The organism is Actinomadura gamaensis (genome assembly GCF_042652125.1).
Taxonomy (GTDB): domain Bacteria; phylum Actinomycetota; class Actinomycetes; order Streptosporangiales; family Streptosporangiaceae; genus Spirillospora; species Spirillospora gamaensis.
Map to the genome: position 1 here is coordinate 80,539 of NZ_JBHSIT010000011.1, position 18,850 is coordinate 99,388.

At 69.4% G+C, this 18,850-nt stretch carries 13 protein-coding genes and 1 tRNA gene; 6 read left to right on the top strand and 8 right to left on the bottom strand.

The annotated features are described in order from the left end of the window. The first annotated feature begins 3 nt into the window (after positions 1-3). The 3 genes from ACFPCY_RS32480 to ACFPCY_RS32490 all read left to right on the top strand — a co-directional run bounded on the left by ACFPCY_RS32480 (position 4) and on the right by ACFPCY_RS32490 (position 3,184). Positions 4-1,725 carry a metallophosphoesterase gene (locus ACFPCY_RS32480; RefSeq protein WP_378261615.1) on the top strand — a complete coding sequence of 574 codons (1,722 nt, stop codon included), beginning with the start codon at positions 4-6 and terminating at the stop codon, positions 1,723-1,725. 67 nt (positions 1,726-1,792) lie between these two features. Then, a tRNA-Glu gene (locus tag ACFPCY_RS32485) sits at positions 1,793-1,865 on the top strand. Positions 1,866-2,185: 320 nt separating this feature from the next. Next, positions 2,186-3,184, top strand: coding sequence for a C40 family peptidase (locus tag ACFPCY_RS32490; protein WP_378261617.1), 999 nt, complete (start codon positions 2,186-2,188; stop codon positions 3,182-3,184). Positions 3,185-3,283: 99 nt separating this feature from the next. Here ACFPCY_RS32490 and ACFPCY_RS32495 read toward each other — a convergent pair whose 3' ends face one another. The 8 genes from ACFPCY_RS32495 to ACFPCY_RS32530 form a co-directional block, all read right to left on the bottom strand. Next, positions 3,284-3,694: a hypothetical protein gene (locus ACFPCY_RS32495; RefSeq protein ID WP_378261619.1), complete on the bottom strand. Its 411-nt coding sequence runs from the start codon at positions 3,692-3,694 to the stop codon at positions 3,284-3,286. After that, positions 3,691-4,977: a WXG100-like domain-containing protein gene (locus ACFPCY_RS32500; protein ID WP_465251244.1), complete on the bottom strand. Its 1,287-nt coding sequence runs from the start codon at positions 4,975-4,977 to the stop codon at positions 3,691-3,693. Before ACFPCY_RS32500 ends, ACFPCY_RS32495 begins: the two co-directional genes overlap by 4 nt. Beyond that, positions 4,974-5,264, bottom strand: a complete 291-nt coding sequence (locus tag ACFPCY_RS32505) for a WXG100 family type VII secretion target (RefSeq protein ID WP_378261623.1) — start codon at positions 5,262-5,264, stop codon at positions 4,974-4,976. Before ACFPCY_RS32505 ends, ACFPCY_RS32500 begins: the two co-directional genes overlap by 4 nt. A gap of 110 nt (positions 5,265-5,374) precedes the next feature. After that, complete coding sequence (locus tag ACFPCY_RS32510; protein WP_378262061.1) at positions 5,375-6,598, bottom strand: S8 family serine peptidase; 1,224 nt, start codon at positions 6,596-6,598, stop codon at positions 5,375-5,377. Positions 6,599-6,600: 2 nt separating this feature from the next. Next, complete coding sequence (locus tag ACFPCY_RS32515; protein ID WP_378261625.1) at positions 6,601-7,929, bottom strand: WXG100 family type VII secretion target; 1,329 nt, start codon at positions 7,927-7,929, stop codon at positions 6,601-6,603. A 14-nt stretch (positions 7,930-7,943) separates the two neighbouring features. Further along, complete coding sequence (locus ACFPCY_RS32520) at positions 7,944-8,393, bottom strand: hypothetical protein (RefSeq protein ID WP_378261627.1); 450 nt, start codon at positions 8,391-8,393, stop codon at positions 7,944-7,946. A gap of 962 nt (positions 8,394-9,355) precedes the next feature. Next, entirely contained in the window at positions 9,356-10,180 is an 825-nt protein-coding gene (locus tag ACFPCY_RS32525; RefSeq protein WP_378261629.1) for a YceI family protein, read from the bottom strand. 232 nt (positions 10,181-10,412) lie between these two features. Beyond that, a complete protein-coding gene (locus tag ACFPCY_RS32530; protein ID WP_378261631.1) occupies positions 10,413-13,169 on the bottom strand; it encodes an MFS transporter in 2,757 nt (918 codons plus the stop codon). Positions 13,170-13,499: 330 nt separating this feature from the next. Between ACFPCY_RS32530 and ACFPCY_RS32535 the strand changes: the two genes are divergently transcribed. From ACFPCY_RS32535 to ACFPCY_RS32545, 3 genes are all read left to right on the top strand, one after another. Beyond that, positions 13,500-14,105, top strand: coding sequence for a TetR/AcrR family transcriptional regulator (locus tag ACFPCY_RS32535; protein ID WP_378262063.1), 606 nt, complete (start codon positions 13,500-13,502; stop codon positions 14,103-14,105). Between the two features lie 452 nt (positions 14,106-14,557). After that, on the top strand, positions 14,558-17,518 hold the full coding sequence (locus ACFPCY_RS32540; RefSeq protein ID WP_378261633.1) for an alpha/beta fold hydrolase: 2,961 nt from the start codon (positions 14,558-14,560) through the stop codon (positions 17,516-17,518). Continuing rightward, entirely contained in the window at positions 17,515-18,420 is a 906-nt protein-coding gene (locus ACFPCY_RS32545; protein ID WP_378261635.1) for an ABC transporter permease, read from the top strand. The genes ACFPCY_RS32540 and ACFPCY_RS32545 overlap by 4 nt, the downstream gene beginning before the upstream one ends. Positions 18,421-18,850 lie beyond the last annotated feature (430 nt).

An 18,850-nucleotide genomic window follows, 5' to 3' on the forward strand; every position in this document is an offset into this window, starting at 1 on the left:
ACCTTGCCGCGCAGCCGGAAGCCCACCGCTTCGGTCTCCCGCGTCCGCCTGCCCGCTCCCGCCCGCGCCCGCCTCGCCTCGGCCCGCACCCGCCTGTCAGCGGCCCGCACCCGCCTCGGGCCGGCCCGCGCCCGCCTGTCAGCGGCCCGGACCCGCCTCGCCGCGCCCCTGCACCCGATCGCCGCCCGCCTGAGGACGCCGCGGATGCGCCGCACCGGCCGCGTCCTCCTCGTGATCGCCGTCGGCCTGCTCGGCGGCTTCGCCGGCCTGCTCCTGGGCGGACGCGTCGACACCCCCGTCGGCCCGACGAACGTGGCGCTGACGCTGCGGGCGTCCTGGCACGGCGGGACGACCATCGCGATCCCGCCGCTCGGCTCCCTCCACCTCGACACGCACTGGGGCCCGATCGCGCTGCGCGCCCAGGTCACCGAGCTGCGGCTGGCCGCGGCCCGCGAGTTCATCGAGAGCTCCAACGTGTCCGACCAGCAGATGACCGACCGGATCGCCGGGCAGCTCTGGCACGGCATCTGGATCATGCTCCTCAAGGCCGTCCTCGCCGCCCTGGCCAGCGCGTTCGTCGCGGGCCTCCTCGTCTTCCGCTCCTGGAAGCGCGCTTTGTCCGGCGCGGGCGTCGCCCTCGCCGGCATGATCGCGATCTCCCTCGTCGCCTGGCTGTCCTTCAGCCCGAGATCCCTCGCCGAACCCCGCTACACCGGCCTGCTCGCGAACGCGCCCCGCGTCGTCGGCGACGCCCGCAACCTCGTCGAGCGCTTCACGTCCTACCGCGCGCAGCTCGCCCGCCTGGTCGGCAACATGTCCCGCCTGTACGCCGCGACGTCCACCCTGCCGACCTACGAGCCCGACCCGTCCACCCTGCGGATCGTGCACGTCTCCGACATCCACCTGAACCCGGCCGCCTGGGACGTCATCCGCTCGGTCGCGAACCAGTTCCAGGCCGACCTGATCATCGACAGCGGCGACCTCATGGACCACGGCACCCGCGCCGAGGACAGGTTCGCCGACGACATCTCGACCTTCCGCGTCCCCTACGTCTACGTCCGCGGCAACCACGACTCGCGCGGCACCCAGAAGGCCGTCGCCCGCCAGAAGAACGGCGTCGTCCTCGACGGCACCACCCGCCAGATCGAGAACCTGAACATCTACGGCGTCGGCGACCCCCGCTACACCCCGGACAAATCCACCCGAGGCGACAACGTCGGCGACGCCCAGATGCACGCCGAGGGCCTCCGCCTCGCCGAGAAGCTCCGCGCATCCGGCTCCCTACCCGACATCGTGATCGCCCACGACCCCGCCGAGGGCTCCGCCTTCTCCGGCCTCACGCCCCTCGTCCTCTCCGGCCACCTCCACAAGCGCGAGACCTCCCTCCTCCCCACCGGCACCCGCCTGTTCGTCCAGGGCTCCACCGGCGGCGCCGGCCTCCGCGGCCTCGAACACGAGGAACCCACCCCGATCGAGCTCTCCGTCCTCTACTTCAGCCGCGCCACCCACCGCCTCCAGGGCTGGGACGACCTCCGCCTCGGCGGCCTCGGCCTCACCTCCGCCCAGATCGAACGCCACCTCGAACCCAAGCCCGACCGCACCATCACCCCGCCCACCCCGGCCCCGGCCCCCACCCCGTCCTCCCCCTTCCCCTCCCTCCCCGCCTCCCAGTGGCCCACGACCCCGCCGTCCGCGTGGCCCACGACACCACCGTCCCGCCCATAACCGTTTGTGCGTCCCCCCACCTTGTCCCCTATGCTGGTCACCACGGTGGTCTGAACCCCACCGCCAGGCCCCCTTCGTCTAGCGGCCTAGGACGCCGCCCTTTCAAGGCGGTAGCGCCGGTTCGAATCCGGTAGGGGGTACACACTTTCGGGGAACGAGCAACTGTTTGGTGCTCGGATTCATCTCGTCTCCTTCCTCTGCCGAACCTGGATCAGGTCCGGCTCCGTCGTCTCGGGCCAGCTCATCGGCCGTCTGTGCGCGCAACGTAACCTGAACGATCGCCCGCGAACCCTCAGCGTCGTACCGCACCCGAAGGCGGAACACTCCGAACAGCTTCTGCTGAAGCCGCACCGGCAGCCGGCTCACTTCGATCTCCGCCTGTGGCAGCAGCTCCAGCAGCCGCGGATCGTTCCCCGCCACGGCCAGGTCGATCGCGGTGATCTCGGACTGAAGTCCGTCGATGTCCTCGCCCAGCTGGGCGAACCGCGTCCGAATCGACTCGCGGAACTCCCGGTCGTCACCGTCAGCCAGTTCCAACTGCGAGATCAGATTCGCCCTGCGTCGCCGCAAGTCGGCGATCTCGGCCTCGAGCCGCCCGCGCTTACGCCCTGTCCAGTCGTCCTGCAGGTGCTGGCCGAGCTGCGCCGCGATCACCGGCACCGCCACCCAGCAGCGCCTTCCCCTCACCCAAGCCGCCCAGACCATCCAGAAGTCGGCCACCCCCGGCGCCTACGCCCACCAGGAGGCCCGCGCCACCCAGATCGTCCGCGCCCTGGCCGGGACAGCCGACCACCCGGCCGCGCTCCCCACCGATACCAGGGACAGGATCACCACCGGGCTCGTCCTCACCGCCGCCCGAAAACTCCCCCGCGACCAGGCACTCACCCAGGTCACCGATTCACTCCGCCGTTCCCCCGCTCCGCCCGGCCCGGACGCAGTCGCACGGCAGTTCCACGACGACGCCACCCAGCTCTGCACCGAACTAATCAAGGACACCCCGGGCGGGCCCGGAAACGCGACTGGTTCCGGGCGCGGGATCGTGGCTGTCCGCGCAGCCATGACCCAACTCGGCGTCCCCTACTCATGGGGCGGCGGCGGAACCGAGGGCCCGAGCGCCGGCACCGCCCAGGGAGCCGACACCGTCGGCTACGACTGCTCGGGCCTCGCCCAGTACGCCTGGGCCAAGGCCGGAACCTCCATCACCCGCACCACCGACACCCAATGGCACGACGGCCCCCACATCCCACAAGACAAGCTCCAGCCCGGCGACCTGATCTTCTTCGCCACCAACCCCAGCGACCCCGCCACCATCCACCACGTCGCCCTCAACATCGACGGCCAACGCATGATCCACGCCCCTCAGACCGGTCGCACCGTCGAGATCACCCGCTGGACCGGCAATGCCTATTACGAGTCCCAGTACATAGGCAGTATCCGCCCCAGTCCCGGTCATCGATGAATCCTCCTCGGCCTCGGTCGCCCAATGACAGGGGAGCCCTTCGCACGACTCTTGCCTACGCAGGATCCTGGCCCTCGGAAATTCTCCCTCCTGCCGAAATCAGCCAGACGCCCCGGAACCGAACTCGGCAGACGGATATGTTATCGGAGAATAGCCTGGGACCTCGAGTCTCCACGTGTCGTTCTCGCGCGGAAAGAGGAGGACATGCCATTCATTTGAAAACACCATCATATGATGTCCGTCATCAAATATCAGCCAGACCAGCGGCCTCGACCCGATCAGGGTCTCCAACTCCTGTCGAGACAGCTTGGCGAAAGAAGTCGTAGGAGCTCCTGCCTCGGGCCCGGACTTCTTGTAGGGCAAAGCCGTAGATTCGAAGGAAACTCCGCGATCGAGTTGGATGACAAAGTGCGGTCGTATCTCCAGGTGCGTGACCAGCAGCGCCCTGAAACGCATGATCTTCCGATCTTCCCACGATTCATAGAACGGATGCTGCTGATTCTCACTCATTCAGATTCACCTTCCGGCTCTGGCTCGGGCGCTGGATCCTTGGCCGGGAGTTTTTCTATGATATTTCCGATACTGTCTTCGGCCGGCTTACCGTTGGGCATTTCCGGATAAACCTCCCCAGTCACCGGATCTACGTACATGTCAGGGTTCCTGTTCTTTCCTAGGCCCCGCCATTTCGGAGGGCCATCCTTGACCTTATGGATGGCATCCTCGATCTCCTTGCGGGTTCGATGTAGTTTCTCAGCCAAATCATTTTCATCCTTCGTCAGCCTCCTGGGGTCGGGAGGACTTGACGAATAATCCTTCCATTCACGAAGGACGCTGTCGTCCAGCTCGGCCTGGAGGATTCTAACATCAGGTACATTGGCCGCACCCACCGTGACCGAGTTGATGATATGGTCGGCAAGAACTCCCGCCGTGATTCCGCTGACCGTTTTCAGAAGTTGGCCCGCAATTTGGGCCAGCATCGCGCGCACAGCCGCCGCCTCGGCTATCAAAGCGATGGGGTTTGCCGTCGCGTCATTAATCTTCATCTTGGCGTCGCGAACGCCCACGGCGTACTGCTCACATGCCCTGGAGAGCGCTAGGCACAGCTGCGGAAGACCTTCCATGACGGTCTCGGGATGGCCGTCTTGGTAGACCTTCTTCCAGTAATATCCGAATGCGTCGACATCGGGGGCATCGCTGTGGCGCGTGACTTGGACTACCGTAACATGCAGGTCACCCCGGGTCCCGACCAGATAATTATGCGCCGCGTTCCAATCGGATGCGACCTTGAGCAGTCCGACCTCGTCCGCCGTGGGAATATTTTCCCCTCCCCCAAGAAGATCAATTCCCGTGATCGATTCGAGTGGGGATTTCGCAGGCTTCTTGTTTGAGTCTCCGGCGGACGGAGCCGGGGCGACATTCAAAGGCCCAGCAACTTTCGGCCCCACCAATAGCCCCAGCGCCGGACTGGAGGGCGCTAAAGAGAATCCATTACCCAAAGTCGAGTGATGGTCCGCCGCCAGGTGGTTGTTCGCAGTTTGCGTGAGCCCCTTGGCCATATCGCCAACCGCGCGGTGGAGGGCACCAAACCCCTGCCAGGCAGCTGCAGCCGCACGATCGTACACCGGGACGAATGCTGCAGCCGACTTATCGATGCCGGGATTGCCGCCCATTCCCTTGGAGTCCGAGAGTTTGGAGCCGAGCCTGCTCCAGAGGCTGCCGATTTCCGTCTGGGCGGCCCCGGCCTTCAGGGCCGCCTGCTCCATCAATGACGTGTCCACCCAGACTTTCGTCATGAGGTCCACATCCGAATGTTGGCTGCGCTGGAGCTGCGGTAATTCTTGTGCGCCCGGAGGATGGCTGCATGCAACCCGTCCAGCCACCCATGCATGTCCCTGGCCTGCTTCGTCCATTCATCGCGGGCTGTCTCGAAAGCCGCACGCGCGTCGCCCTCCCAACGATCCAACGTTCGCAGGAGGTCGACCTCGAGAGAACGCAACTCTTCCTCGAGAGCCCGGAGAACTATTTTGAAATCTCGTTCGCCATCTGCAAATCTGCTGAATTCCGCGCGAATCTCGACCACTGATAACCCTGACTTCTGTATCGAGTTGACTGATTCCCAATACTATTCACTTGGCATCGAATGCCGCAAAGCTCCTATTTCTCCGAAAGCAGCTCGCAGCCGGACCACTCTCAAGAAGTCCTGCCAGTCCTGCGGAACCTCACAATTCCAATACCTGCGGCAAGAGCGACGCTGGTCAACGCGGTTATCACCGCCACCAGAATCCAAAGCCCCCTCGACATCGAGGAACGCTTTCGCAGCGCCGGTGCGGAGTGTGGCGAGGCCGGTGACGAGTTCGGGCCCGGCGATACGGAGGCAGCTTGCCCCTGCCAACGGTCGAAAGCGTCATAAAGTGGATTGGACGCCGACGCGGGAACCGGGTGATGTGCCGGGTCGATCGCGGCAACAAGATCGATCAATCCGAACCCAGCCCGCTCGTTCCAGCCGGAACCACCGATCGGACGTGCAGTGGCGAAGAGGCGTTGAACAAGGACTCGAGCGGGCATGGTCGGGTTCTTCGCCCGGATCAGCGCGATCGCCGCGGAGGTCAGGCCGGCGGCCGAACTGGTACCCGCCCCACCATGGATGACCCCGTGCTTGTCCACCAGGCTCAGGTCCGCGCCAGGAGCGGCGAGGGTCACGTAGTTCTGCCGCTGGGTCTTGCTCCACGGCCGCAACTGCCTGGTGAGGGCGCCGATCCCGAGGACACCCGGGCACGACGCGGGCTGCTCGACACCGTTTTCCTGGTCCCCGGTGTTTCCCGCCCCGGCCACCAGGATGACGTCGTGGCGAAGGGCATAAGTGATCGCGGGAGCGAGCTGCGGGTCACAGTGCACGGGCGTGAACATCGCGGAGTCCTGAACGAAGGACATGTTGACGACCTTCGCGCCCCGGTCGACCGCGGTCGTGATCGCCTTCGCCAGCACATCGCCGGTCAGCGCGGTCTCCGGGATCCGGATGGGGAGCACCCTCGCCCCGGGCGCCACACCCAGGTAGCCGCTGCTACCGCCGCCCTGACCCACCATCTGCGCGGCGGTCGCGGTCCCGTGGCCGGGTGATTCGGTATCCAGGTCGACACGACCGTCGGTGCTCTGGTCTACAAGGTCGGCCCCGGGGAGCACCGCGCCGGAGAGTTCGGGCAGTCTGGCGTTGACTCCAGAGTCCAGGAGCGCGATGGTGACGCCGCCACCGCGAGTTACCGGCCAGATCTTGTCCTGGATCGGCCAGGTCCGGAACCACCATTCGTCCTCACGAGGAGCCGGCCCAGCCGCCGCCGCGGGGTTCAGCGGACCGAGAGCGGCGGCGCTCGCCAGCGCCGCCGCCATCAGTCGATGCCAGGCGCGGACCGTCAGCATCGTCAAGGCGACAAGGGAGGGTCGGAGGCTGGAGACTGGTCGGCATTGCGCGCTTCGAGCTCGACAATGCGCGCCAGAGCCGCCTGCAATAGCACCGCCGGGTCCACCTCGGTCGCCGACTGCTCCGCATCGGTTTCCGTCTCAGCCGCGCGCGGTGCCTCCTCACCAATGAGGCCGGGCACCGACTCCACATCGCCGTCCCAGAGCGAACGCTCTTCAGCCAGCCACGCCCCACGGTTGCGCTCGCGGTTCTTGTCCTCACCAGATCCGTGACCAGGCACGCCGGCAACGCCCGACGTTCCGGAACGCCCCGTGGCGTTCGCCCCCAGGCCCCCGGTACCGAGGACTCCCCGACCGGCGCCTCCCCCGAGTCCGGAACCGATCCCGGGGCCTGGGACGACTCCGATACCGGGCACGCTGCCTGCCCCCGGGCCACCGCCACTGACGGGGAACGACCCCGGCCCCCCGCCGGCACCAGAGGGGCCAGCCCCGAAACCCGGCCCCGTGGCCCCCGGCCCGCCGCCGGACGGATCGTAACTGGACAGGTCGGTTCGATGCGGACCGCCGCCACCGTCGGGCCACCACTGCCCGGGCTGACCATTGCCGTCGGGGTGACGCGTGGGCGACCCGTGGCCCGGACCATGCCCGGGAACGTTCTGTCCCTCGTTCCCGCCGCCATGATGTGGATGCGAATCCGGTGTGGAGACGGAGGGCCGGTATCCGGAGCCGCCAGCCGTGGAGTGAGGCCTCGTATCGCCGCCGCCCGGTCCGCCGTTCCCGGCGGGCCCGCTCCCCGGCCCGCCGCCCGATCCCGAGGACCTGTCACCTGGTGGCAGCCAATCATCGACGTTCGTCTTGCTCGCCGGGGGCAGCTTGGTAGTGAGGCTGTCGGGCATGGCGTTGTAGGTCTGGATGATGCGGCTGTTGGCGGCCTGCATCCACTGCTGGGCTTCTTGGATGCTCTTGGGGGTGGGCATGCTGGAGTGGTACCAGGACAGGTAGCTGTCGCCGTGCGCTTGGACCGCGCGGCCGGCGCTGTCGGACTGCTGGAAGATCTGCATCGCCGCCTCGTGCATGTCCAGCAGCTGCGCCTGGGCGGCGTTGGACGCCGGGCCCGTCCACGCCTCCGCCAACTCGTTGGAGAACCCCTTGAGGTTCGCCACCATCTGCTCATAGGCGCCGGCGAAACTGACGTAGGACTGCCCCGCGCGAGAGACCGCGGCCGGGTCGGTGCCCTTCAGCAGCGCGACGATCTGCTCTTTGGAGGTGTAGGAACCCGGCGATCCGGCAGGCGCGGCGCCCTTGAGCGGCACGTTGTTGAGGTTGCTCACGACTGGGATCCCCTCTACCAGGACGGGCCGGTGGCCTTGGGCCGCGTGGTCAGCGGACTGGGCGTCTGGCTGGGGGCAGGGGCGGACTTCAGGAGCTGGTCGAGCCGCTTGATCTTGGCGTCGATGATCTCTTCATGCTCGTCGTACACGTTCATCGTGACGTGCAGCTTGTGCACCATGTCCCGCAGCGTGTGGACGAACGCCACATGTTGGGCTGTGATACCGCGGTGCGTGGTGGCGACGGTGCCGGCCAGCCCAGTGGCGGCGTCCCACTGGCCGTAGGCCGAGGCCGGAACCGAACCGGCGGTGGTCAGATCCGCGGTCGCCGAGTCCACCATCGTCTCCAGATAGCCCTCGAGCTTGCGGGCGAGGGGGCGCAGGTCCTGGTGAACGATGTCGGTGCCGCCGCTGGCGAGTCCCTTCCAGTTGTCCTGCGGATTGGTGTTCGGGCCATCGTGGGCCATCGACTCCTCCGGGGGGAACGGAGCGGACGAAGCAGGCGCGGGGACTCAGCGAGTGATCATGCCGTAACTCTCCAAACCGAGTCAACCTCTGTCATCCAGCCTGAAAACAGATCAGCAGTGGAACTTTCGGCCAATAGCGCCGACTGTCAAACCGTGATAAGGCATGCGTCATCCCGCCCGGCATCGGGGACCGGCGTCCATTCCCAGCGACCTGCTCCAACGCAGAGCGTCTCCGGAGGCGATCGGTGTTTGAGTTCGACCCGGCCAGTTGGGCGTCCACCGCGCTGGACGCTTCCCTGATCTCACTGACCGTCTCGATCGCGCCACCGGACCCGTCAGGACTTCGACGAGTTGAGCGGTGGTGGGCAAGAGCGGCGCGCAACTCGCACGAGGCGCACTGGACCGCCTCTCGCTTGGGGGGCTCAACGGCGAGCCCAAGGATCCGCTGCTGGGCGGTAAATCGCGATGCAGATGGTCGAACAACATCGAACCGTCCGCCGATGGGGGCCGATCCGCCCCAGCCGAGGCGAAGTCTCACGACCTGGCAACGCCGAGGTGCCCGTCCTAGCGCGAGAAGGACTACGACGACGAGAGTGCTGTTAACCCATCTCTCTTGGAGGCACCCGCATCGTGAGGACCTGCTCACCGCAGATGAGGCAGTGGAACACGCGCTGGAACTGAACGTAGGTCGACGATCGTGCCGCCTCGGCTCGGCACCGCAGCCTCCGGCCGGCTTGCCGTCGCCCTGCGGGGTTTCGGGGCGCCCCTGGGCGCCCCGGAGTGCATCGAAGCCAGGATGCTCATGGCGTCGGCCAGGGGCACCGCGGCCGTGCTGCGCAGGACGAACCCGCCACCGGTTCCTTCGTCGCGGCGAAGGCGACCTGATTCAACTCGATCCACAGGCTGTGGATAACTTTGTGCTTTTCTGAGCGCGGGGTGTGGCGGAGGGGGCCGGGGCGTGGTTACTCGGGGAGGGAGTCGCCTTGGGCGGCTTGGATTTCGAGCTCGACTTTCAGGCTGTCGCCTACGGCGGCGATTCCGGCTTCGAGGATCTGGTTGAAGCGGATGCCGAAGTCGTGGCGGCGCAGCTGGGTGGTGGCGCGGAAGGCGGCGCGGACGCCGCCCCAGGGGTCGGGGCCGGTGCCGAGGTAGGTCAGGTCCAGGTCGACCGGACGGGTGCGTCCGTTGAGGGTGAGGTGGCCGTGGACGGTCCAGCGGTCGGTGCCGCGGGCGGTCAGGCCGTCACCGCGGTACTCGATGTACGGGTGCTCGTCCACGTTCAGGAAGTCCGGCGAGCGCAGGTGGTCGTCGCGGAGTTTGGTGCCGGTGTCGATGGACGAGGCGTCGATGCGCGCTACCACTCGAGACTTCTCTAGCGGCTCGGCCACCAGAATGTGCCCCTCGAAGGACGCGAAGCGGCCTCGGATGCTCGACAGGCCCAGGTGCTGGGCGATCGCGGCGACCGACGAGTGCGCCGGGTCGATCGTCCAGGGGCCGGGCGGGGGCAGCTCGACGCCGCCCGCGCGGGCCAGGACGATCGTGCCGAGGTCGGCGCGTCCGGAAGCGGTCACGATCAGGGTGGACGCGGACGGCGCGAACCCGACGGCGGTCACGATCGCCGTGTAGGTCCCGGGCGGCGGAGCGGACGCCGCGAGCTCGCCGTTCTCGCCCGCCTGCTCGCGGGTGACCTGCGTGCCCGCCAGGTCGGTGATGGTGACGATGGCGTGCGGGACGGCCCATCCGTCCCTGGTGCGCACGGTCGCGCGCAGTCCCCGGCTGTCTTCCATGTTCTGACGCCCGCATTCCGAAGTCGTTGGATCCAGGACCGGCCCGTGGGTCCGGGTGCCCGGCGCGGCGGACGAGGTGGGTCCGCCGCGCCGGGTCCTTGCAGTGCCCCTCGTGGGGGCGGTCTCAGTGCCGTCCACCCCCCGAAGACGGGGGCGGACGGCGCGCGGACCGGACGCGTGGTCGACCGGGACCGCGTGCCCGGGGCCGCCCTGCACGACGGCCCCGGGGGCCTCACTCGGCCGGGTAGCCGAGATGGAGGTCGTGGCCGTCCAGGCTGCCGCCGCCCAGGTTGAGGCCGGTCGCGACCGGCGGGTAGCCGGACGCGATCACCGTGTACTGACCGCCGGTCAGGTCGGTGAAGGCGTACTCGCCGTCCGGACCGGTGGTGCTGGAGGCGGCGACGTTGCCCGCCGCGTCCACGAGCGTGACGCGCGCCTTGGCGACCGGGAGGCCCGCCTCGTCGCGGACGACGCCGCGCACGTGTACGCCCGCCGGGAGCCTGACGTCCTGCCGCGTGTGGCCGGTATCGGCCACCTCCACCTGGAGCGCGGCCGGGCGGTGCCCGTCGGCGCTCACGGCGATCGTGTAGGTGCCGGCGACGACGTCGCGGAACTGGTACTCGCCGTCCGCGCCGGTCCGTCCGGTGCCGACGACCTCGCCGCGGACGTCGGTCACGACGACGGTCGCGCCCTCGATCGGCGTGCCGTCCGCGCCCGTCACGGCGCCCGTGAGGCCGCCGTTGCCCGCCAGCACGATGTCGAACTCGACCGGACGGTCCCCGACCGCGAGGGTCGCGGCCTGCGGCTCGTGCCCTCCGGTCGCCGCGATCAGCACGTACGTGCCGGGGCCGGGGGTGGTGAGCGCGTACGCGCCGTCCGGCCGGGTGAGCGCGCGGCCGAGCTGGCGTCCGCCCACGTCGATCAGGGTCAGCGCGGCGGACGCGACGGGCGAGCCGTCGCCGCCGCGGACCACGCCGCTGACCGTCGCGCCGCCGCCCGCCGAAGCGGTCTCCGTCGCCGGTGCGGCCTGCGCGGCAGGTGCGCTGAACGCGTTCGGGGATACGCCGTACTCAGGCGTCCCGTTAGCAGACGGTCCATATCCGGGTGTCCCGCTAGCAGACGGTCCGTTCGCAGGCGCGCTGCTTGCAGACGGTCCGCTGCCAGGCGCGCCGCTTGCAGATGCACCGTTCGCGGGCGCTGCGCTAAGGCCGTTCGCAGACGCCTCGTAGGACGCTGGAAGACCGTTCACGGACGTTCCGTTAGCAGCGGCGATCCCGTTCGGTGCAGTGGACGCGCCGACGCCAACGAGCTCGTGCTCGATGCGGGCGTGCCGTCCGGGAGCGGAGCCCGGGGCGCCTGCCGAAGCGGAGGGGGCGTCCGCCGGAGCGGGGGCGGCGGACGCGCCCGGAGCCTGTTCGGTGCGTCCCGCGGCGCTGCGCAGCGGCAGCTCCTTCAGGAAGATCACCACGACGAAGCCGACCAGCGCGATCGGGACGCCCACCAGGAACACCGTGTGCAGCGACTGGGTGAACGCCTCCAGGACGATCCCCTTGAACGGCTGCGGCAGGTGCTGGACGGCCTCGGGCGTGCCGAGGGACGCGCCGCCGCCCGCCGGGGGCCGCACGTGCGCGGCGGCCAGGCCGTCCGCCAGGTGGTGGGTGAGCCGGTTGTTGAGGATCGCGCCGAACGCGGCGGTGCCGATCGCGCCGCCGAGGTTCCGGAAGAACGAGACGCCGGAGGTGGTCGCGGCCAGGTCGCTGATCGCGGCGGCGTTCTGCGCGGCCAGGATCATGATCTGGAGCGTGAGGCCGAGGCCCGCGCCGAGGACCGCGATGTCCGCGCCGATGACCAGCTTGCTGGAGTCGACGTGCAGCCGGGACAGCAGGTACATCGAGCTCGCGACCAGCGCGAGGCCGACGACCGGGAACCACTTGTAGCGGCCCAGCCGGGTGACGATCTGGCCGGATCCGGTCGAGGTGACGAACATCGCCGCCACCATCGGCAGCGTCATCAGGCCCGAGTGGGTGGGCGACATGCCCTTGACGATCTGCAGGTACTGCGGCAGGTAGATCATCGCGCCGAACATCGCGACGCCGACGGCCAGCGAGGCGATCGAGCAGAGCACGAAGGTCGGGTTGCCGAACAGCCGCGGCGGCAGGATCGGCTCGCGGGCGGCCCGCTCGGCGAACACCGCGCCGATCAGCAGGACGACCGCGACGGCCCCGAGGATGTAGGTCCACTGGGAGTTCCAGCCGAACTCCTTGCCGCCCATGGTGAGGATCAGCATGACGACGGTCGCCGTGCCGGTGATCGTGAACGCGCCGAAGATGTCGATGCGGGTGTCCCGCTTGATCTTCGGAAGCTTGAGCACCTTCTGCATGACCAGCAGCGAGATGATCGCCAGCGGCACGCAGACGTAGAAGCACCAGCGCCAGCCGAGGCCGTCGGCGTCCACGATGAACCCGCCGAGCATCGGACCGGCGACGGTCGCGACGCCGAACACCGCGCCCATGTAGCCGGAGTAGCGTCCCCGCTCGCGCGGCGGGACGACGTCGCCCAGGATGACCTGGGCCAGCGCCGACACGCCGCCGACGCCGAGTCCCTGGAACGCGCGCGCCCCGATGAGCTGGCCGATGTTCTGCGAGAGCCCCGCGCCCATCGACGCGAGGACGAAGATGACCAGCGCCGACTGGAACATCAGCTTGCGGCCGAGGATGTCCGACAGCTTGCCCCACAGCGGGGTCGAGGCCGTCATCGTCAGCAGCGACGCGCTCGCCACCCAGGACAGCTGGTCCTGTCCGCCGAGATCCCCGACGATCGTCGGCAGCGCGGTGCCGACCACCGACGTCGAGATCATCGTGGTCAGCATCGCGATCATCAGCCCGGAGAGGATCTCCAGGATCTGCCGGTGCGAATAGCGCACCGGCGCCGGCACCTGCCCGGCCGCCGTAGCACCCGGACCCTGCGGTACCACGCCCGCCTGAGCCACTCTGCCCCCTCCATCAATTACCTGTGTTCTGCATGTATCTTATGTAGACGCACGTTTACTTGCAACGCGGGGATACTGGAAGCGACAAGGATCACGTCGGAGCCGGGAGCGATGTCCTACCTCACCAGCAACGCGCCGCGCGGCCGCGAGCCCGCCGGCCAGGGCGAATCCGGGCTTGGCGGCCGTATCTCCGCAGAGGACGACCGTCCGGAGAGCCCGGCTTCTGGGAGCGCGCTAGCGGACGAGCTGCCGTCCCTCAACGCCGCATCGGCTGGCGCAACTGGGCCGGCAGAGGACGTTTCCGCTGGCGCACCTGGGCCGGCAGAGGACATTTCCGCTGGTGAGACGGCTCAGACGGATGAGGATTGCGCGGGCCAGAGCGTCCGGAAGAGGAACCGCGAGGCGACGCGGAGACGCCTGCTGGACGCGGCGCGCGACCTTTTCGGCGAGCACGGATACGACGGCGTGACCGTCCGGATGATCGCCGCCGCCGCGGACGCGAACGTCGCGCTGGTCAACCGCTACTTCGGCTCGAAGGCGGCGCTGTTCGGCGAGGTGCTGACGGGCGAGTCCGCGCTGCGCGAGGTGATCACCGGGACGCCGGACGCCGCCCTGCTCCCCCGCCGCCTGGCCGAACACGTCGTCCGGCAGACCCACCGGGCCCCGCCGAGCCCTCTCGTCCGCATGCTGGACCGCTCGGTCGGCAACCCGGAGGTGCAGGAGATCCTGCGCGAGCACATGAACGAGGTGCTGGTCGAGCCGCTGGTCGCCAAGTTGGACGGCCCCGACCGCCGCACCCGCGCCACCCTCGCCGCAATGATCATCATGGGCGGCGGTCCGGTCCGGCGCATGCTCGACATCGACGACCTCCGCTCCGCCGACCGCGCCGCCCTCACCGCGCGCCTGACGAACATGTTCGCCGCCGCCCTCGGCTGAAACCCGCCTCCCCGCCGTCCCGACGTTTCCGCGCCGTCCCCCGTCTCCGCAACATCCCGCGTTCCCGCGCCGTCCCGCGTCTCCGCGCCGTCCCGCGTCTCCGCAACATCCTGCGTTCCCGCGCCGTCCCGCGTTCCCGCGCCGTCCCGCGTTCCCGCGCCGTCCCGCGTTCCCGCGCCGTCCCGCGTCTCCGCAACATCCCGCGTTCCCGCGCTGCCACGGCAATTCCGCCTCGTCACGGCGTTTGCGCACCGTCCCGCGTCTGCGCAGCAGCCCGCGTTTTCGCGCCGTCACAGCGTCTCGGCGGATCGCGACCCGGCGGGGAGGCCAAGTGGCCGGGGCCGGATCCTGCCTGAGGAGGACGGCCGGGACGGACGTACGTCACCGGGCGCACGGATGATCTCGACCTCCGGTCGAGGGACCGGGGCGAGCGGACACGTAGTCTGCCGGTTATGCGGGTGGGCGGGGGTTTCGTGCGGCGCTGGGCTGCCCTTCGGGGCTCGGGACGGCGCTGGACCGCCGCCGGAGGCGCGGTGGCGCTGCTGGCGGCGGGCGGGCTGGCGTACGGGATCAGCGTGGCGGACGAGCGGCCGATCACCTCGTCCGACCAGTGGATCTCGGTGGTGGACGGCCCGCGCGACGACCAGCACGTCCGCCTGGACACGGCGTTCTACCGTCCGGCCGGGAGCGGGAAGGCGCCAGCGATCCTGCTCGGGCACGGGTTCGGCGGGACCAAGGACGACATGCGCGCCGAGGCGCGAAAACTCGCGCGCGATGGCTACGCGGTGCTGACCTGGTCGGCGCGCGGGTTCGGCCGTTCCACCGGGCAGATCGCGTTGGACTCCCCCGACTACGAGGTCAAGGACGTCCGGCAGCTGATCGACTGGCTGGCGCGGCGTCCCGAAGTCCGGCTGGACGGTCCGGGCGACCCGCGGGTGGGCATGACCGGCGAGTCCTACGGCGGCGCGATCGCGCTGATGACCGCCGCCTACGACCGCCGGGTGGACGCGATCGCGCCGCGCATCACCTGGAACAGCCTCCCGGACGTCTTCTTCCCCAACGCGGACGGCCAGGGTCCAGAGTCGGGCGTCTTCAAGAAGCTGTGGGCCGGGCTCTTCTTCACCAGCGGCTCCAACGGGACGGCCTGCGGGCGTTTCCTGCCCGCACTGTGCACGATGTACCAGCGGGTCGCCGAGTCCGGCCGTCCGACGCAGGAGGCGGTGCGGATTCTGGGCGCGTCCAGCCCGGCCTCGGTGGCGGACCGAATCCGGGTTCCCTCGCTGCTCATCCAGGGACAATCCGACTCATTGTTCCCGCTGGACCAGGCGGATGCGAATGCACGCGCGATCGCCCACAACGATTCGCCCGTCCGAACCGTTTGGTATCAGGGGGGACATGATGGCGGCGATCCCGAGACGAGCCGACTGGAGGGCTATGTAAAGGACTGGTTCGACACCTACCTGAAAAGCGGTAAACCGACTTCCGGCGCAACCGGTGGCGGTCCCACGTCCGGTGTGAACAGCGGCGGTTCGACAACGGGCGCGGGCGCCAGCGGTACGGCGTCCGGCTCGCGCACCGACGGCTCGCGCGCCGGCGGCTCGCGCGTCGGCGGCTCTGCGGGTGACAGTTCGGCGGGTGACGGCTTCACCGTGACGCGCGCGGGCGGGATCGACTCGTCCACCCAGAAGATCGTCGTGCGCGCCGCGTCCGCCGGGACGTATCCGGGCCTGTCCGCGAACCGGCGCACGCTGCCGCTGCGCGGATCCGCGCAGACGATCAACAACCCGGCGGGCGGCACCCCCGCGTCGATCTCCGCGCTGCCCGGCCTGGGCGGTCTGGACGCTCTCGGCTCGCTCGGCGGCCAGCTCATGGGCGGCGGCGGAGCCGGTGGAGGCGCCGGTGGTGGCGGTGGCGGAGGCGGTCTGTCGCTGGACGTCCCGGGCCAGTCGGCGACGTTCGACACGGCCGCGCTCACGGCGCCGGTGCAGCTGACCGGCGCGGCTTCGGTGCGCCTCAAAGTCACGGGCGCTCCGCAGGACGGAGCGTCGCTGTTCGCGAAGATCTACGACGTGCCCCCGGGCGGCGGCGCCACCCCGGCCCGGCGACTCGCCGCGCCCTTCCACGTGACGACATCGAACGAGGTGACCGTCACTCTCCCCGCGATGGACTACCGCTTCGAGCCGGGCCACCGGATCCGCGTCGTCATCTCGACGACCGACATGGGATTCGCCACGCCCACCCGGGCCGCCTCGTACACGGTCGCGGCCACGTCGGGAATCACCGTCCCCTCCGTCCCGGACCTGCACACCCCGGGTGCACCGCTGCCCGCCTGGGTCTGGGCCCTCCCCTTGGCCGCCGCGGCGATCGCCGCGGGAATCCTGCTCACCGGCCGTCGCAAGCCCTCCCTGGCAACCACGTCCACCGCGCCCAAGCCCACGCCCACACCAACCCCCACACCGCACCCGGACGCCAGTAACCGCCTCAACGGCCACGCCCACCCAGCCACAGCTCCCCAAAGCACAATCAACGCGGCTCAGGCACCCGAAAGTGCGACCCCGGACCTACCCGAGAAAGCACAGGGAACCGCAGATTCGGTCGACGTGATCAAGGCGCGCGCGAGAGGCGACGTTCAGCTCACGGCAAGCGGTACCCGCGGAGCCCCCGCGGACGAGGACAAGGACAAGCGGACACCGGCTGAGGTGCCGTTGGAGATCACGGGTCTGACCAAGGCCTATGCCAACGGCTACCGGGCGGTCTCGGATCTGTCCTTCCGGGTCGAGCGGAGCCAGGTGCTCGGGTTGCTCGGGCCGAACGGGGCCGGGAAGACCACGACCTTGCGCATGTTGATGGGGCTGATCCATCCGGACGCGGGCGAGATCAAAATCTTCGGGCATCGGGTGACGCCCGGGGCGCCGGTTCTGTCGCGGCTCGGGTCGTTCGTGGAGGGACCGGGGTTCCTTCCGCACCTGTCCGGGCGGGACAACCTGGATCTGTACTGGCGCGCGACGGGCCGTCCGGCCGGGTCGGCGCATCTGGAGGAGGCGCTGGAGATCGCCGACCTCGGAGCGGCGCTGGACCGGGCCGTCCGGACGTATTCGCAGGGGATGCGGCAGCGGCTCGCCATCGCGCAGGCCATGCTCGGCCTGCCCGACCTGCTGGTGCTGGACGAGCCGACCAACGGCCTCGATCCGCCCCAGATCCGGGAGATGCGAGAGGTGCTGGTCCGGTACGCGGCGTCCGGACGGACCGTGATCGTGTCCAGCCACCTGCTCGCCGAGGTCGAGCAGACCTGCACGCACGCGGTGGTCATGGCGGGCGGACGGCGGGTCGCCGCCGGCCCGGTCAGCGAGATCACCGGGGGCGGACGCCGCCTGGAGGACGCGTTCCTGGAGATCATCGGGGAGGGATCATGACCGCGCGCCTGAACGGCGACGCCCTCGCGCCCCGCGCCGTCCCGGCGGCGGCACCGAATCCGGACGGGTCGTCCGCCGGGTATTCGGTCCGCCGGACGCTGCCGCTGCGGGTGGAGGCGATCCGGCAGTTCCGGCGGCGCCGGACGCTGCTGGCGTTCGCGATCCTGCTGCTCCTCCCCTGGGTCCTGGTCGCCGCGTTCGAGATCGGCGGCGATCCGTCCCGGCAGGGCGCGCCCGGCCTGGTGGACGTCGCGACCGCCGGCGCGCTGAACTTCGCGCTCTTCGCGCTGTTCGTCTCGGCGGGGTTCCTGCTGGTCGTCGCGGTGGCGCTGTTCTGCGGCGACACCGTCGCGAGCGAGGCGGGCTGGTCGTCGCTGCGCTACCTGCTCGCCGCTCCCGTCCCACGCGCCCGGCTGCTGCGGCAGAAACTGATCGTCGCGCTCGCGTACGCGACCGTCGCCGTCCTCTGCCTGCCGCTGATGTCGCTGGTCGCCGGGACGGTCGCGTTCGGCTGGCACGACGTGCGGCTACCCACCGGCGGCAGCGTCCCGGTCGGCACCGCGCTCGGCCGGATGGCGATCGTTGTCGCGTACGCCCTGGTCAGCGAGCTCGTGGTCGCCGCGCTGGCGTTCCTGCTGTCCGTCCTGACCGACTCCCCGCTCGGTGCGGTCGGCGGCGCGGTCGGCCTGGTGATCGTGAGCAACATCCTGGACGCCGTGACCGCACTCGGCGGCTGGCGCGACTTCCTGCCGACGCACTGGATGTACGCGTGGACGGACGCCCTCCAACCGCAGATCCAGTGGACCGGAATGGCCAAGGGCGCCGCCGTCTCGGTCGCCTACGCCCTCGTCCTGCTGGCGCTGGCGTTCCGCCGCTTCCGCAACCGCGACATCGTGTCCTGACACGCCTGACGCCATGGGTGAGACGAAATGCCACACGACCTGCGGTTTCCTGACCCTGAGCGATCTTTCTGGCACACAAAGTACAACCGGCTTCCGCAAATTCGGTCGAACGTGCAGAGGCCGTCGCATAAGCTCATCGAACCTCACCGGCGGCGGGACCGTCGTAAAGGTGAGCGCGACATCGGCTCGATCGAACGGGGTTGAACCCGGCCCGACGGGGGAGATGATCACCATGGCACGGCAGCAGCTCGTCAAACGCCCGAGACCCCCACGTCAACCGAGCCCGCTCGACCTCAGGACGCCCACGGGACGCCTCCTGCCGTACTGACCAGAGCCCTCCGCCGCACGCGGAGTCACGAACAGAGCGCCGGCTCCCTCCCATCCGCGGGGAGCCCGGCGCTCTGCCGTCTCTTGTTCGCTAAGGGCGAAC

What these genes read in the sequence shown, in the direction of transcription:
- ACFPCY_RS32490 (WP_378261617.1), top strand. Translation starts at nt 2,186, where the DNA reads ATGTCCTCGCCCAGCTGGGCGAACCGCGTCCGAATCGACTCGCGGAAC.
- ACFPCY_RS32495 (WP_378261619.1), bottom strand. Translation starts at nt 3,694, where the DNA reads ATGAGTGAGAATCAGCAGCATCCGTTCTATGAATCGTGGGAAGATCGG.
- ACFPCY_RS32500 (WP_465251244.1), bottom strand. Translation starts at nt 4,977, where the DNA reads ATGACGAAAGTCTGGGTGGACACGTCATTGATGGAGCAGGCGGCCCTG.
- ACFPCY_RS32510 (WP_378262061.1), bottom strand. Translation starts at nt 6,598, where the DNA reads ATGCTGACGGTCCGCGCCTGGCATCGACTGATGGCGGCGGCGCTGGCG.
- ACFPCY_RS32520 (WP_378261627.1), bottom strand. Translation starts at nt 8,393, where the DNA reads ATGGCCCACGATGGCCCGAACACCAATCCGCAGGACAACTGGAAGGGA.
- ACFPCY_RS32525 (WP_378261629.1), bottom strand. Translation starts at nt 10,180, where the DNA reads ATGGAAGACAGCCGGGGACTGCGCGCGACCGTGCGCACCAGGGACGGA.
- ACFPCY_RS32540 (WP_378261633.1), top strand. Translation starts at nt 14,558, where the DNA reads ATGCGGGTGGGCGGGGGTTTCGTGCGGCGCTGGGCTGCCCTTCGGGGC.
- ACFPCY_RS32545 (WP_378261635.1), top strand. Translation starts at nt 17,515, where the DNA reads ATGACCGCGCGCCTGAACGGCGACGCCCTCGCGCCCCGCGCCGTCCCG.